Below are 16632 nucleotides of genomic sequence, written 5' to 3'. Positions count from 1 at the left end.
CGGGGATCGGTCGGGCGCGCGTGGTCATCGGGGGTCCTCCTTGCCGGCCGTGGCCTGCGCCGGGACGTGCGCACCGGTTCCGGTGTCGGTGTCGGTGTCGGTGTCGGTGCCCGGGCTCTCCGTGTCGCCGGCGCTGGTGCCTGTTGCAGTGGCGGTGCCTGCCGTCGCGGCGGCCCCTCCCGCGGCGCCGGTGGTTTCGGTGTCCGCCCCGGGAGGTTCGACGGCGGGGGAGTGGTCGGCGAGCACGGCGAGCAGGGCGTCCTCCGTGACCTGGTCGCCGGTCAGTTCGCCTGCCGTGGCTCCGCCGCGCAGCACCACGATCCGGTCGGACCCTTCGACGAGTTCCTCGATGTCGGACGAGATCAGCAGCACGGCGAGCCCTTCCTGGGCGAGCTCGTCGATGAGCGCCTGCACCTCGGCCTTGGCGCCGACGTCGATGCCGCGGGTGGGCTCGTCGAGCAGCAGCACCTTGGGCTCGAGACACAGCCAACGGGCGAGCAGGACCTTCTGCTGGTTGCCGCCGGAGAGTTCGCCGACCTTCTGCTCGGGGCTCGACGCCTTGATGCGCAGGCGCTTCATGAAGATGTCGACGACCCGGTCCTGTTGTCCGCGCGAGACGATGCCGGCGCGCGAGAGCCGGGGCAGCGCGGCCAGCACGATGTTCTCGCGGACCGAGAGGCCGGGCACGATGCCCTCGGCCTTGCGGTCCTCGGGGAGCAGGCTGATGCCGGCCCGGATGGCGTTCGCGGAGGAGAGCCGGCCGAGGGAGGTGCCGTTGACGCCGATCTCCCCGGCGTCGAGCGGCAGAGCACCGGCGAGGGCCTTGGCGGTCTCGCTGCGGCCGGATCCCAGAAGGCCAGCGAGGCCGAGCACTTCGCCGGGGTGGAGTTCCAGCGACACCTTGTCCAGCTGGTGCTTGCGGGTCAGTCCGGTGGCGGTCAGTACGGGCTTGCGCGCGATGTCGTGCCCGTCCTCGCCGAAGCTCGTCACACCGTGCCGGCGGACCTCGGAGATCGTGCGGCCGAGCATCATGGAGACCAGCCGCATGCGGTCCAGACCGGCCAGGTCGCCGGTGTGGATGTGCTTGCCGTCGCGGAGCACGGTGACCCGGTCGCAGATGCGGTACAGCTCGTCCATGCGGTGGCTGACATAGACGACGGCGATGTTCTGACGCCGCAGATCGCCGATGACCCGGAACAGGGTCTCGACCTCACGCGGTTCGAGGGACGAGGTGGGTTCGTCCATGACGACGACCTGCGCCTTGACGGACACCGCACGGGCGAGGGCGACCATCTGCTGGGTGCCGATGCCCAGGGTGTGCAGGGGCCGGCGGGGATCGACGGTGACGCCGAACCCTCCGAGGAGGGTGGCCGCCTCGCTGTGGATGCGCGCGAAGTCGATCAGCCCGAGCCTGGTGCGGGGCTCGCGGCCGAGGAAGATGTTGCGTGCCACGCTCATCAGCGGCACCAGGTTCACCTCCTGGTAGATCGTGGAGATGCCGGCCTGCTGAGCCTCGAAGGGGCGGGCGAAGTCCACCGGCCGGCCCGACAGCAGCAACTCGCCGCCGTCCGGGCGATGGACACCGGTGAGCACCTTGACCAGGGTCGACTTGCCCGCGCCGTTCTCGCCGACGAGCGCGTGGGTCTCACCCGCGCGCAAGCTGAACGAGACGTCGTCGAGGGCGACGACGCCGGGGAAGCGTTTGCCGACGCCGCGAGCCTCGAGCACCGTCGGCGCGGCTGCCGGCTGTGGGCCGGCCGCCGCGGACGCTGCGCCTTCGGGGGGTGCCATGAGACGTGGCCTTCCGGAGATCGATGGTGGGATCCCGGGCCGCCACGGGCAGCGAGTACCGTGACGGCCCGGGGCGGGGCCGTGGCGTTGCGTGCGGACAGGGCCCGATCAGGGGCAGGAGCCTGAAGAGCGGGCCGGTCAGTACGCTCCGCCGACGGAGGCCTTGGCGTTGGAGTCGTCGTACGCGCGATCGGCGATGATCACGTTCTCCGGGATCTCCTCACCGGCGTAGAACTTCTGCACGGTGGCGAAGGCGAGCGGGCCGAAGCGGGGGTTGGACTCGATGACGGCGTTGAGTTCACCGTTGGCCAGGGCCTGGACGGCATTGCGGGTGCCGTCGATGGAGACGATCTTGACATCCTTGCCCGGGCTCTTCCCGGCGGCCTTCAGGGCGGTGACGGCGCCGAGCGCCATCTCGTCGTTCTCCGCGTAGACGGCGCTGATGTCGGGCTTGGACTGGATCAGCTGCTCCATGACCTGCTGGCCCTTGTCGCGGGCGAACTCACCGGTCTGCTGGGCGACGATCTCCAGGCCCGGCGCCTTGGCCTTGATCTGGTCGACGAAGCCCTTGGTGCGGTCGGTGGTGACGTTGTTGCCGGATGCGCCGAGGAGGATCGCGACCTTGCCCTTGCCGCCGGTCGCCTTGATCGTCGCATCGGCCGACCGCTTGCCCTGCTCGACGAAGTCGGAGCCGAGGAAGGCGAGATAGTCCTTGCAGGCCGTGGCGTTGACCTTGCGGTCGATCGTGAGGACGGGAACCTTCTTCGCCGCGGCTGCCTGGAAGGCCGGCTCCAGACCGTCGGAGTTGAGGGGTGCGACGATGAGGAACTGGGCGCCCTGCGCGAGCATGTCCTGGATGTCGCTGATCTGCTTGGGCAGCTGGGATTGGGCGTTGGTGGTCAGAAGCTTCTTCACGCCGACCTTGGCGGCTTCGTCCTTGATGGACTGCGTCTCGGCGATCCGGAACGGGTTGGCCTCCTTCTCCGACTGGGAGAAGCCGACGATCGCGTCCTTGAGGTCGAGCTTCGGAGCGCCGTAGGTCTCCAGCTTGCAGCCGGGACCGGATGACGCCGCCGGTGTCTGGACCGCCTGGGCGGCCTGGCCGTTGTCGCCGCCGGCGTCGTTCGTGTCCTCCGACTTGGCACATCCGGAGAGGGCCAGCGTGGCGGTGGCGACGACCAGAGAGGCGACAGCGAGCGTGCGGGATCGCTGCGGAAGGGTCATGGGAAGACACTCCTTGGCGGGGACAGCACCGCCGAGTGGCGTGCGGTCGGGCGGGGTGGACAGGCAGAGCCGGCTGCCGGGGGCGGGCGTCCGGCAGACATGGTCAGTACAGTCCTGACCTGGGAAGACGTGGGCCTGGAAGCCTCCGTGGTGCGGTCGGCGGCTCCGGCTTTACAACGTTATAACGCTGGGGGAGCAAGCCCGGCAAGAGTGTGGCGCAACGTTTCCGGGACGGCTCCGATCCCTGAACTTCCCGCTGCCGCAGCGAGGATGACGACACATCAGGCGAGTGTGTGCGAGGGGTCTGGACAGCCGCTGGAGGGCGTGCTGTCATTCCGCTGCGACACAGATTTCCAACGTTGAAATGCCCGGCGGCCGTCTCGGTCGGCCGCTCCTGCGCCGATGCCGTGCGGTGCGGTGCGGTGCCGTGCTGGCGCCGATCCGGTCCGCCGCCGGTCGGAGCACGTTCACGAGACTGTGCGGCGACCCGCCATGTGCCATGGCCCCGAGCCGAGCACGGCACCTCGCAGGAGCCTTTCAGTCGTTCCGCCGCTTCCAGGTCCGTTCCTGATCCCCTCTGTACGAGGAAAGATTCGATGACGAGACAACACACCCGCCCACGAGCCATAGCGCGGGCGCTGCTGATCGCTGCCGCTCTGGTGCTGCCGGCGAGCAGCCTGGCCCCCTCCGCATCGGCCGCGGAGCCGACCGGCGCGGTCACCCTCCCCGCAGAGCAGGCCTCTGCCGAGAACCGCTCCATCGTGAACCGCCCCGCCGAGAACGCCGCCATCGACGTACACGGCCTGAAGGGCGAGTACTTCAGCATGTCGGCGCCGGGCGCCCGGGACTTCGCGGAACTCGGCGGCACCTCCCTCGATCCGCAGATCAACTTCCCCGGTCTGGCGGCCACCTTCGAGGCGCTGACCGGAAGGGCCGAGCACACAACCGCTCGCTGGACGGGTGCGATCGAGCCGCCGGCCACCGGCGCGTACACCTTCCACGGCATCGGCGACAACGGCTTCCGGCTCTTCATCGACGGCGAGCCGGTCATCGACCACTGGGTGGGCGACTGGGACAAGGAACAGACCAGCGCACCGGTCGAGCTGACCGCCGGTCAGAAGTACGACTTCCGTCTTGAGATGTTCCAGGACGTCGGCGGGGCGAACATGTTCCTGCGCTGGTCGACTCCGACGCTGCCCAAGCAGCTCGTGCCGGACTCGGCGTTCACCCCGCCGGCCGACTTCGAGGTCTATCCGGTGGAGCTGTCCGTCCCCGAGGACGGCCGGAGGCTGAGGGCGACCTTCGAGAACAGGGTCGGTGACATCCGGGCGGTCAAGGACCACCTGAAGATCGAGGCCGACACGACGGCCATGCCGATCAGGTCGGTCGCGGTCGCACCGGGCGACCCGAAGTCCCTCATCGTCACCCTCGCCGAGCCGATCCAGAAGAGCCAGCAGGTCAAGGTCGTCTACGACGGCGAAGGCGGTCTCAAGAACGGCGACGAGACCGTGCCGGAGATCATCCGCTACGCGCAGAACCGTTCCACCCACCGGCTCCTCACCCCATGGGGCGATTCGCTCGACGAGAAGAACCCACTGCCCGAGTACCCCCGCCCGCAACAGGTGCGCGGCAAGTGGAAGAACCTCAACGGTCCTTGGCAGTTCAGCGGTGCCCGCGCGGGCGAGCAGCCCGTCTTCGGCAAAGACCTCGACGAGAAGATCATCGTGCCGTTCCCGGTCGAGTCACAGCTCTCCGGGATCGAGCGGCACGAGGACCACATGTTCTACCGCAAGCTCGTGAACGTGCCCAAGGACTGGAAGGCCGGCAAGGGCAACCGGCTGAAGCTCAACTTCGGCGCCGTCGACTACCGGGCCCGCGTCTGGGTCAACGGCAAACAGGTCGCCGAGCACACCGGCGGCTACAACGCCTTCACCGCCGACGTCACCGCGGCACTCAAGGGCACCGGACCGCAGGAGGTCGTGGTCGCGGTCACCGACACCGGCGGCGCCAACCAGCCGATGGGCAAGCAGTCCACCAACCCGGGCGGCATCTTCTACACCCAGTCGTCCGGCGTCTGGCAGACGGTCTGGATGGAGCCCGTACCCGACGCCTCGATCGACAACGTCGTCACCACGCCCGACATCGACACCAGCAGCCTGGCCGTGACCGTCGAGTCCGACGACGCCTCCCCGGCCGCCCGTGTCGAAGCAGTCGCCCGCGACAACCGCGGCAAGATCGTCGGCAAGGTCAGCGGGCCCGTCAACAGCAAGCTGCGCCTGCCCGTGGCCGAGCAGCACCTCTGGAGCCCCGACGACCCGTACCTCTACGACCTCGACGTCGAACTGACCGACGGCCGGTCGACGGACACCATCGGTAGCTACTTCGGCATGCGGAAGATCGGCATCGAGAAGGTCGGAGGCTTCAAGAAGCTGGTGCTCAACGGAAAGCCGGTCTTCTCCCTCGCCACGCTCGACCAGGGCTTCTGGCCCGACGGCCTCTACACCCCGCCCAGCGACAAGGCACTCGCCTTCGACCTCGAAGCCCACAAGAAGCTCGGCTTCAACGCCGTCCGCAAACACATCAAGACGGAGTCGGCCCGCTGGTTCCACCACGCCGACAGGCTCGGCCTGCTGGTGTGGCAGGACTTCGTCTCCGGCAACATCACCGACGAGACGGGCCAGAATGCGTTCGTCGACCAGGGCCGGGAGATGATGCGCCAGCATCACAACGCGCCCTCGGTCGTCGGCTGGATCGTCTTCAACGAGGGCTGGGGCGAGTGGAACCGCGAGGAGACCGGCCGCATCGCCGAGTCCGTCAGGGCCGCCGACCCCTCCCGGATCGTCAACGCCCACAGCGGGGTCAACTGCTGCAACTCCAAGGGCGACTCGGGCAAGGGCGACATCATCGACCACCACGACTACAACAACACCGACCCCGCCTTCCCCGACGAGAACCGGGCCGCGATGGACGGCGAGCACGGAGGGTTCACGCTGCGCACCCCGGGTCACATGTGGCCAGGCGCGCCCACGGTGATCTACAGCGGCGTCGCCGACAAGGAGGCACTGACGCGCAAGTACGTGGAGAACACCGAGAAGTTCTACCTCGAGGCAGCCGGAGCCGAGCTCTCCGGCTCGGTGTACACACAGATCACCGACCTGGAGAACGAGCTCAACGGCCTCTACACCTACGACCGCCGGGAGATCAAGATCGACCCGGTCAGGGTGCGCGAGATCAACCGCAAGGTCATCGCCGCGGGCGCCGCCGCCGGTGAACGGGACGAGCTGAAGGGCGGCGCTTCCTGGACCCTCGACGAGGGCAAGGGCACCACGGCCGCCGACGCCGGCCCCAACGGCCGGCCCCTGCGGCTCACCGAAGGCACCACCTGGACCCCCGGCGTCCGCGGCAGCGCGCTGAAGTTCGACGGCCAGGGCCGGTTCGCCGAGACCGACGGCCCCGTCCTCGACACCACCAAGAGCTACTCCATCTCCGCCTGGGTCACGCTCGACTCCCTCCCCGGCAACTACGCGACCGCCGTCAGCCAGGACGGCCGGCGCCAGGAGAACCCCTTCTACCTCCAGTACGGGCAGGGCGCCTTCGCCTTCAGCACCCCCGGCGGCAACCGCGCCCGCCTGGCGACCACGCCTGAACTCGGCCGCTGGTACCACCTCGTCGGCGTGCGCGACACCGCGAGCGACAGGATCGAGCTGTACGTCGACGGCAAACTCGTCGCGACGGCGACCCCCGGCCCCGCCGACGTCAGCACCGGACCGCTCTCCGTCGGCCGCGCCCGGTGGAGCGGCGGCAACGTCGACTTCTGGCACGGCGCGATCGACCAGGTCCACGCCTACGACAAGGCGCTCACCGCCGAGGAGGTCAGCGCTCTCCACGCCCAGGAGAAGCCGTAGCGCCGACCGTCACCAGGAGCCCCGGCGAGCGGGCCCACATCCCGCTCGCCGGCGCTCTGCACCCCCCTTGCAACGCCCCACCCTGCCGCCCGCATCAGGACCTGCTCGCGCGCAGCTGCCTCGACCCGAGGCGGCTGCGCGCCATCCTGACCCGCCCACCGGTACGCAGAGACGGAGGACCCGCATGTCCCTCGACCGACGACAGTTCCTGCACAGCGGAGCACTGGCCCTCGGTGCCGTCGCCCTGACCAGCCCTCTCGCGTCCGGCGCCGACGCACCTGTCGGCCCTCCCGTGCCCGGCGCCGACGCCCGCCGCCCCGGACCTGCCGGCGCCTTCCCCGACTCCTTCGCCCCCTCCGGGAACCGGCCGGCCGTGCCCCCGATGTACCCCGAGGTGGGCCCCGGCACCACGGTCCTCGATCACCGGGCGCTGCTCGGCGACATCGTGGAGGCCCAGTGGTACGAAGCCAACATCCCCTTCGTCGACGTGCCCGACCAGGCGATCAAGGACACCTACTACTACCGGTGGCGCGTGATCAAGCACGCGCTGAAGTACACCGGAGCCGAAGAGGGCTGGATCCTCTCGGAGTTCCTCGGCCCGGTCGGCTACTCCGCGCCGAACGGCGGAATCGTCGCCGCGGCGGCCCACCACATCCGCGAGGCCCGCTGGCTGCGCGACCCCCGCTACCTCGACGACTACATCGACTACTGGCTGCGCGGCAGCGGCTCCGGACCCAAGCCCGCCACCGACTTCCTCAACAAGAACACGACCGACTGGGCCCACCAGTACTCCTTCTGGATCGCCGACGCCGTCGTGGCCAGGGCATCGGCGGACGGCCGATGGGACTTCGCTCTCGACCGCATCCCCGAGCTGGAACGGCAGTGGGAGAAGTGGGCCCCGCAGTACGACGAGGAACTCGGCCTGTACTGGCAGACGCCGGTGTGGGACGCGATGGAGTACACGGCGAGCGCCTACCAGAGCGACGACCCGTACCACGGCGGAGACGGTTTCCGCCCCACGCTCAACGCGTACCAGTACGGCGATGCTAGAGCGATCGCCACACTCCTGCGACTGCGGGGGAGGGCCGGTGACCGTGCGAAGGCCCAGCGGTACGACGACCGCGCGGCGGCGCTGCAAGCGCACCAGGAACGCTGGCTGTGGGACGAGGAGGACCAGTTCTACAAGCACGTCATGCGCGACGGCAATCCCGACCGCCACAAGATCGCCGATCGGGAGCAGATCGGCTTCGTCCCGTGGTACTTCCACATGGCGCCCGAGAAGAACGCCGCCGCGTGGGCTCAGCTGACCGACCCTCAGGGCTTCGCCGCACCCTTCGGCCCGACGACGGTGGAACGACGCAGCCCCTGGTTCATGCACGAGGCGCTCCACGGCTGTTGCCGCTGGAACGGTCCCAGCTGGCCGTTCTCCACCAGCCACACCCTCACCGCGCTGGCGAACCTCCTCATCGACTACCCCGACCAGCCCTACGTCGGCCGGGCCGACTACTACGCCGCGCTGCGCGCCTACGCCCTGACCCACCGCAAGGACGGGCGGCTCTACGTCGCCGAGGCACACCATCCCGACGAGGACCGCTGGATCTACGACGGCCGCGGACACAGCGAGGACTACAACCACTCCACCTTCAACGACCTCGTCCTGTCCGGACTGCTCGGGATCCGCCCCCAGCGCGGGGCCAGTGTCGAGATCGCACCGCTCGCCCCGAAGGAGTGGGACCACTTCGCGGTGGAGAACCTCGCCTACCAGGGCCGTAACCTCACCGTCCTGTGGGACCGCGACGGCACGACGTACGGCCGCGGAAACGGCTTGAGCGTATGGCTCGACGGCAGGCGGGTGCATCGCCAGAACGACCTCGATCCCGTACGGCTCGACACCGGCCGGGTCGTGCACCGCCGGACACCACCCCGCGTCGTCGACGACCTGGCGAACGTCGCCCGGAGCGGATATCCGGCCGCGAGCGCCTCGTACACCTTCCCCCTGGACAGTCCCGCCAGGGCCATCGACGGGCAGGACCTGCACATCGACACGCCGTCGTCACGGTGGACGAACTACCAGAGCCCGAACGGCACCGACCACCTCGCCGTCGACCTGCGCGTCCCGACCCTCGTGTCGGACATCCGGATCTCCTTCTACGACGACGGCGGCGGTGTCCGAACCCCCGACTCCTACGCACTCGACTACCGCACCCAGGACGGGGACTGGCGTCCGGTGCCCGGCCAGCGCCGTGCCCCGGACACCCCGCAGCGCGGTGTCCTCAACCGCATCCTCCTCGACCGCACCCTCACGACCGACGGGCTGCGGCTCACCGCCGTGCGCGACGTGGGCGGAGGTGTCGGCGTGAGCGCCTGGCAGTCGTGGCGCACAGAGGACCCGAGACTCGACGTCGCGATCGAGACAGGGCCGCAAGGGCTGATCACGGTCCGGCCGGGCACGACGGTCGAGGTCACGACCACGGTGAGGGCAGCCGGCACCGTGGTGGTCCACCCGCAGCTCCTGGCGCCCCGCGGCTGGCGGACCGCGCCCCGCGAAACGGTCCGCCCAAGCCCGGTCAGAGGCGGACGGACGCTGCGGACACGCTGGCTGGTGACGGCTCCCGCCGATCTGCCGCCCGGCGCGCGGGAACCCCTGCGCCTGCTGGTCCGGTCACGGCTCAGCGACGGCTCGCTGCCGGTCACAGGCGCGGTCACCCTGACCAGGGCGGAGTGAGCGGCCGCTGCGCCGGACCTGAGTGACGGCCACGGGCTCGGAACCGAACCGGTGCACAAGCCGTTCTCGGTGCGCGTGTACCTGACAGCATCAGCGGGGACGGCGTGTGCAGGAGGTCACGATGGACCGGTCTCTCCGCGACGTGCGGGAGGACAGGCCCCGACAAGGTCGAGAACGCCTCGTGGAAAGGCAAGCCCGCGAATGAGCCGTCCGCTGCTGCACAGGCACTTCCCGCCGCTGGCCGATTCGCTGCCCCACCTCCGGCTGGGCAGGGAACCGACACCGGTCCGCCGGCTGACCGCGCTGACCGCGACGCTCCCGGTCTGGTGCAAGGACGAGAGCGGATACGGAGAGGGCGGCTGGGGCGGCAACAAGATCCGGAAACTGGAATGGATCCTGCCCGACGCACGCCGCCGCGGCGCGCACACCCTCCTCACCGTGGGCGGAATCGGAACGAACTGGGGCCTGGCCGCCGCCCTCTACGCCCGGGAACAGGGGCTGGCGACCGCCCTCGCGCTGATCGACCAGCCGGTCGACGGCCATGTCCGGGCGCAGTTGGCGCGGCTGCGCCGCTCCGGTGCCACGCTGCACTTCACCCGGACCAAGCGGCGGACCGTCGCCGCCGCCCCCTGGCTCTTCCTGCGGCACTCCTCGGGCGGCCGGCTCCCCTACTTCCTGCCCGCGGGCGGTTCCACGCCTGTCGGCACCCTCGGCTATGTCGAGGCGGCCTTCGAGCTGGCGGCCCAGGTCGCCTCGGGTGAGCTGCCCGAGCCCTCGCATGTGGTCACGGCGGTCGGTTCCGGGGGCACGGCGGCCGGGCTGGCGCTCGGCCTGCGGCTGGCGGGGCTGCGCAGCAGGGTGGTCGGTGTGGTCGTCAACGACACGCTGTGCCTCGACGCACCGGCCATCGTCGCGCTGGCCGGCCGGACGGAACGCCTGCTCCGAAGGCGCGGCGGGGACGTCGCACGGACCGGCCTCACCGCGGCGGACGTGACGGTCGTCAGGGACTGGCTGGGCCCCGGCTACGGCCATGCCACCCCGGAGGCTGCACGGGCGCTGGCCCTCGCCGCGGCCACGACGTCGCTGGAGCTCGAACCGGTGTACACCGGCAAAGCGCTGGCGGCTCTGCTCGCGATGGCCGACGACCGGCGTCTGGATCCGGGTCCGGTGCTGTTCCTCAACACCAACGGTCCTCGCTGATCTCCGGCGCACCGTGCACGGACGGACGGACCGACCGCCGCCCCGCGTAGGTGACGCGCCTCACGGTCGTCACCGCCTTGACGGGTGATGAATCGGGCTGTCATCATCGGATCACCGCTTGAACCGGTGATCCGCGGCTCTGCCCCGCAGTGCGGGGAACCACTCGTGCGGCACTTGGAACAATACGAGGACCCTGGCGCGTTCCATCAGCGCACACCTCGATCCGGGCTCCCGCGCGAACGGCTCAGCGAAGTGGGCGTGAACTTCATATCCCCGACCCCGTCGCATTGGCGGGCGTTGCCGTCAAGCGCGGTGGGAACGCCGTATGGAGGAGGAGTCGAATGGAGCAGGAACGCAAGAACACCGACCCGGCGCAAGCGTCGCGCAGTCTGCGGTTCTCGAAGCTCCCGGAGCGTATCCGCCTCGAGGACACCGTGGAGGAGCATCAGGCCGCGCCGCACGACTCCGTGAGCGGGGCGTACAACCCGGACTGGTGGCTCATACGCATGGGTGGCCTGTGACCGGGCGGTCGAACGATGTGAATCTTCCCCAAGGGAGGCCTCTGTGAGATCTCGGAAGATCCTTGTCCGGTTGACGTCGATCGCGGCCGCCGGTGCAGTCGCGGTCGGATGCTTTCTCCAGGTCTTCTAAGGGCCGTGCGGCGCGAGGATTCCGCATTGATTAAGCGTTCAATAAAATGCACCGGACGGTGGACCGCGCAGATGGCTGCGCGGTCACTTCGACCTCGGAGGCAGGGATGCCTGAGCTGGGGCTTCTCGACACCGGCGGCATCCTGTGCCAGCCATGGGTGAGCCCGGACCGGACCAGCAGCGGCCTGGGCTGGGAGCATGCCTATGTCTCCACGCAGAGTGAGCAGCCGTATCGCGCGAGATTCGACGCGGCGACCACACACCTGCTGATCCTGCATCTGGATGGCCCGGTGACCGTCAGGCGCCGGTCCGGCCCGTCGACGAAGACCCGGCAGATCCCGGCCGGGGGCATCTTCCTCCACCCCGCGGGCCGCGCACTGGACGTGGAACTGCAGGAACGGCTCAACACCGTCCACCTGTACCTGAGCGATACGGTGCTGCAGGACGCGCACGGCCCAGGCGGGACGGTCGAACTCGCCGAGGAGCTTGGCAGCTCGGATCCGCTGGTCGAGCAGCTCGTCCTGGCGCTGGACGGCGTCGTACGGCGCTGGGAGCCGTCCGCCCGCACCTACGCCGATCACCTCGTCACCATGCTCGCCGCCCGGCTCGCCCGGGCCCACACGGCCGACGGCACGGCGGACCCTTGGGACGCCGAGCACGGCGGCGGTGCGCTGTCGGGACTCACCGACCAGCAGCTGATGTCCGCGAGAGAGCTGATGGAGGAGCGGATCTCCGAGCCCCTGCCCGTGTCCGCGCTGGCCTCGGCCGCCGGCCTCAGCGCGAGCCAGTTCAGCAGGCAGTTCAGAACCAGCACCGGCAGATCTCCGCACCAGTTCCTGCTGCAACTGCGGCTGGACCACGCACGCAGGCTGCTCCGCACCACCCGGCAGCCCATCGCCGAGGTGGCCCTTCGCTGTGGCTTTTCCCACCAGGAGCATCTGACCCGTGTGATGCGCGCCAAGCTGGGCACGACCCCCGCCGCCTTCCGCCGCGCCGCCTGACCACCCCTGTCGTGTCCTGCCGGGCCGCCCCACCTGCGCCGCGCTGCCTGACCCCTCTCGCGCCCCTCGCGCCGATCCTGCAGAAAGACGCGCGGAACGTGCAGGAACGGGAACGCCGCGGTCCCCACACTCGGTGACAGACATCCAGGGACACGGCACTAGCGAAGGCGGGACTCGATGGGGAATTTCGTCTACACCTCTCATCCCTCGCGGATCATCTTCGGCACCGGAACGGTCGGCCAGGTCCGCGACGAAGTCGAGCGGCTCGGCGCTTCCCGAGTTCTCCTCCTGTCCAGTCCGCCGGTGGCCAAGGCCGCCGCCCGGGTACGGGACGTCCTCGGGGACGTCACCGTCGCGGAGTTCGACGGTGCGGCGATGCACACCCCGGTGGAAGTGACCGAACGCGCCCTCGGCGTACTCCGGGAGCACTCCGCCGACTGCCTCGTGGCGGTGGGCGGCGGCTCCACCACCGGTCTGGCCAAGGCACTGGCGCTCCGCACCGGTCTGCCACAGCTGATCCTCCCGACCACGTACGCCGGCTCCGAGGTCACCCCGGTACTCGGCGAGACCCGCGACGGGCGCAAGACCACCCAGTCCTCCCCGGAGATCCTGCCCGAAACCGTCGTCTACGACGTCGAGTTCACCCGGGACCTGCCGGTGGGCATGTCCGTCACCAGCGCGGTCAACGCCCTGGCCCACGCGGTGGAGGCCCTGTACGCGCCGCAGGCGAACCCGGTGATCGACGGCATGGCGCTCGACGCGATCCGCAAGGTCGCCCGCGCCCTGCCCGTTCTCGTCGCCGACCCGTCCGACACCGCGGCACGCGCCGACCTCCTGCACGCCGCATGGCTGTCCGGCACTTGCCTCGCCGCCGTCGGCATGGGGCTGCACCACAAGCTGTGCCACACACTGGGCGGCGCGTTCGATCTGCCGCACGCCCAGACGCACACGGTGATCCTGCCGCACGCCATGGCCTACAACGCCCCTGCCGCTCAGGACGTCATGGACCGCATCGCCGACGCACTCGGCGTCGCGGACGCCCCGAGCGGGATGTACGACCTGATCGCCTCCCTGGGAGGCCCCACCTCCCTGCGCGAACTGGGCATGGCGGAAGGGGACCTGCCTCGGGCCGCACAACTGGCCACCGCCACGCCGTACCCCAACCCCCGGGAGCTGACCCCGGAGGGCATCGAGGGCCTGCTGCACGCCGCCTGGGAGGGCCGCCGCCCGACGGTTCCTCCGGCCCCGGCCCCGGCGTCGGACGCACAGGGCGCGGTGGTGTCCGCGTCGTACGTACAGGGCGCGGCGTCGGACCCACAGGGACCCGCTTCGGACGTCGAGCTTCTGACCGCGCAGGTGCTGGCGAGTTTCGCCGACGCACCCGATCCGCGGGTGGGACATCTGCTCGGTGACCTCGTCCGGCACCTGCACCACTTCGTGACGAGCAACGACGTCACCGAGTCCGAGTGGCAGTACGCGATCGACTTCCTGACCCGGACCGGGCAGCTCTCCACCAGCACCCGCCAGGAGTTCGTGCTGCTGTCCGACACACTCGGTGTCTCCAGCGTCGTCGATCTGCTCACCAACTCGCGCACCCCGCAGACCACCCCGTCGGCGGTCCTGGGGCCGTTCTACACCGACGGCCCGCCGGAGACCCCCCAGGGCGGCGACCTCTCGCAGGGCGTGGCCGGCACTCCGCTGTGGGCCGACATCCGCATCACGGACACCGACGGCCTGCCCCTGCCGGGTGCCGTCGTGGACGTCTGGCAGGCCAACGAGGACGGGTTCTACGACGTCCAACTGCCCGAGCTCGAGGGCCCGGTGCTCCGGGGACGCCTGCGCACGGACGACGAGGGGAGACTGCGCTTCTGGACGATCCTGCCCGCCGAGTACCCGATCCCGGACGACGGCCCCGTGGGACAGATGCTGCGAGCCGTCGGCCGCCATCCCTACCGCGCCCCGCACGTGCACTTCATGATCTCCGCACCCGGCCACCAGCGCCTGGTCACCCAGTTGTTCGTCGAGGGCGGGCCCTACATGGACTCCGACACCGTCTTCGGTGTCAAGGAGGGCCTGATCGCCGACTTCGAACGCCGCGTCGGACCGACCCCGGACGGCCGCGTCGTCGACGGGGAGTGGCGCAGCCTGCACTTCACCTTCCGTATCGCCCGCCTCGCCACCGGCCCGGCACGCTGATCAGGAGCAGTCCGATGGAATCGAACCAGACCTACGACACCGACGTCCTCGTGGTCGGCAGCGGCCCCGCCGGTGGCTCCGCGGCCCTCCTCCTGGCCTCGTACGGCGTTCGCACGCTGCTCGTCACCAAGTACGGCTGGCTGGCCAACACCCCCCGTGCGCACATCACCAACCAGCGGACGATGGAGGTGCTGCGCGACCTCGGTGTGGACGCCGAGGCCACCGAGGCCGGCAGCCCCGCCGAGCTCATGGGCGACACCGTGCTGTGCACCGCCCTGGCCGGCGAGGAGATCGGCAGGATCCGCAGCTGGGGCACCGGCCCGCACTCCGCGACCGAGTACGGCACCGCCAGCCCCGCCCAGATGATCGACCTTCCGCAGACCTATCTGGAACCGATCCTGGTGAAGAACGCCGCCGCGCGGGGAGCCAAGATCCGCTTCGACACCGAGTTCCTCGACCTGGAACAGGACGCCGACGGGGTCACCGCCCGCCTCCGGGACCGGGTGCGCGGCGACGAGTTCACGGTGCGGGCGCGCTACCTGATCGGTGCCGACGGCGGTCGCAGCAGGGTCGCGGAGCAGATCGGGCTGCCGATCGCCGGGCAGAGCGGCAAGGCCGGCAGCATGAACATCACCTTCAAGGCCGACCTCTCGCGGTACGTGGCCCACCGCCCGAGCGTCCTGTACTGGGTGATGCGTCCCGGTGCCCACATGGGCGGCATCGGCATGGGTCTGGTGCGTATGGTCCGGCCCTGGAACGAGTGGCTGCTGGTGTGGGGATACGACATCGACCAGCCCGCACCGGACATGGACGAGGCGGCCGCCCGGGACATCGTGCACGACCTCATCGGCGACCGGGACATTCCCGTCGAGATCACGTCGAGTTCGCTGTGGACGGTCAACCACAGCTACGCCACGACGTACTCGGCCGGGCGGGTCTTCTGCGCCGGGGACGCGGTGCACCGGCACCCGCCGTCCAACGGTCTCGGCTCCAACACGTCGATCCAGGACTCGTACAACCTGGCCTGGAAGCTCGCCATGGTCATCCGCGGGGAGGCCGGGCCGGGGCTCCTCGACACCTACACCGCGGAGCGGGCACCGGTCGGCAAGCAGATCGTCGATCGCGCCAACCTGAGCCGCGACCAGTTCGGCCCGGTCTTCCAGGCCCTCGGCCTGGACGGGTACAGCGAGGAGGACGACATCGTCCGGGGTCTCGCCGCGTGCCGGGGCGAGACGGCCGACGGTGCCAAGCGGCGCCAGGCGCTGGAAGAGGCCATCCAGCTGAAGAACTACGAGTTCAACGCCCACGGTGTCGAGATGAACCAGCGCTATGTCTCGTCCGCGGTCGTCGAGGACGCAGGTCCGGCCGAGGTGTGGACGGGGGACCCGGAGCTCATCCACCGGCCCACGACCCGCCCCGGCGCCAAACTGCCGCACGCCTGGCTCGTCGACGGCGGCGGCCACCGGATCTCCACGCTGGACGTCGTCGGCAAGGGCACCTTCACGGTCGTGACCGGGCTGTCCGGTGGGGTGTGGGAGGCCGCCGCGGCCGACTGCGGAAACGCTCTGGGCATTCCCCTGAAGTCCGTCCGCATCGGCGCCGGGAACAGCCGCGACGCCTACGGCGAGTGGCGCCGGACCTCGGAACTGGCCGAGGACGGTTGCCTGCTCGTCCGGCCCGACGGGCACATCGCCTGGCGGTCCGCCTCGGCGCCGGAGACCGAACCCTCCGCGTACGAAGAGCTGCTCGGCGCGCTGAAGGCCGTACTGGACCGCTGACAGCGCCGGCGGCGTCGGCACCCGCCGAGAGCGCCGAGCAGTACCGGGGCAGTGCCGGGGCAGCACCGGGGCAGTGCCGGCAGTGCGCAGGACGCGCACACGACCGATCGACCACTCGAACAATGGCAGGCGCCACTCGCGCCGTTGCCGAACCGAACGGAG

At 70.1% G+C, this 16632-nt stretch carries 9 protein-coding genes; 7 read left to right on the top strand and 2 right to left on the bottom strand.

Going from position 1 to position 16632, the window contains the following annotated elements; all coding sequences use genetic code 11:
* Positions 1-24: 24 nt before the first annotated feature.
* Together OG766_RS00975 and OG766_RS00970 are read right to left on the bottom strand one after the other, a co-directional pair.
* Entirely contained in the window at positions 25-1791 is a 1767-nt protein-coding gene (locus OG766_RS00975; RefSeq protein ID WP_328724282.1) for a sugar ABC transporter ATP-binding protein, read from the bottom strand.
* 138 nt (positions 1792-1929) lie between these two features.
* Positions 1930-3015 (bottom strand): ABC transporter substrate-binding protein, encoded by a 1086-nt coding sequence (locus OG766_RS00970; protein ID WP_266377733.1) that lies wholly within the window; start codon positions 3013-3015, stop codon positions 1930-1932.
* Between the two features lie 596 nt (positions 3016-3611).
* Between OG766_RS00970 and OG766_RS00965 the strand changes: the two genes are divergently transcribed.
* The 7 genes from OG766_RS00965 (at position 3612) to OG766_RS00935 (ending at position 16470) form a co-directional block, all read left to right on the top strand.
* Entirely contained in the window at positions 3612-6920 is a 3309-nt protein-coding gene (locus OG766_RS00965; RefSeq protein WP_266377736.1) for a LamG-like jellyroll fold domain-containing protein, read from the top strand.
* Between the two features lie 184 nt (positions 6921-7104).
* Positions 7105-9645 (top strand): MGH1-like glycoside hydrolase domain-containing protein, encoded by a 2541-nt coding sequence (locus tag OG766_RS00960; RefSeq protein ID WP_328724281.1) that lies wholly within the window; start codon positions 7105-7107, stop codon positions 9643-9645.
* A 201-nt stretch (positions 9646-9846) separates the two neighbouring features.
* Positions 9847-10845, top strand: a complete 999-nt coding sequence (locus tag OG766_RS00955; RefSeq protein ID WP_266377743.1) for a 1-aminocyclopropane-1-carboxylate deaminase/D-cysteine desulfhydrase — start codon at positions 9847-9849, stop codon at positions 10843-10845.
* A gap of 341 nt (positions 10846-11186) precedes the next feature.
* The gene (locus OG766_RS00950; protein WP_266377746.1) at positions 11187-11366 is read left to right on the top strand and encodes a hypothetical protein; all 180 of its coding nucleotides are present in this window, start codon (positions 11187-11189) and stop codon (positions 11364-11366) included.
* A 236-nt stretch (positions 11367-11602) separates the two neighbouring features.
* A complete protein-coding gene (locus OG766_RS00945; RefSeq protein ID WP_266377749.1) occupies positions 11603-12496 on the top strand; it encodes an AraC family transcriptional regulator in 894 nt (297 codons plus the stop codon).
* Positions 12497-12673: 177 nt separating this feature from the next.
* Positions 12674-14692 (top strand): maleylacetate reductase and hydroxyquinol 1,2-dioxygenase domain-containing protein, encoded by a 2019-nt coding sequence (locus tag OG766_RS00940; protein ID WP_328724280.1) that lies wholly within the window; start codon positions 12674-12676, stop codon positions 14690-14692.
* Between the two features lie 14 nt (positions 14693-14706).
* The gene (locus OG766_RS00935; RefSeq protein ID WP_266377755.1) at positions 14707-16470 is read left to right on the top strand and encodes an FAD-dependent oxidoreductase; all 1764 of its coding nucleotides are present in this window, start codon (positions 14707-14709) and stop codon (positions 16468-16470) included.
* Positions 16471-16632: the final 162 nt, after the last annotated feature.

This window comes from Streptomyces sp. NBC_00259, from assembly GCF_036181745.1.
Lineage (GTDB): Bacteria > Actinomycetota > Actinomycetes > Streptomycetales > Streptomycetaceae > Streptomyces > Streptomyces pratisoli.
Note: the sequence above shows the minus strand (reverse complement) of the source record. Positions and strands in the feature narration are given on the sequence as shown.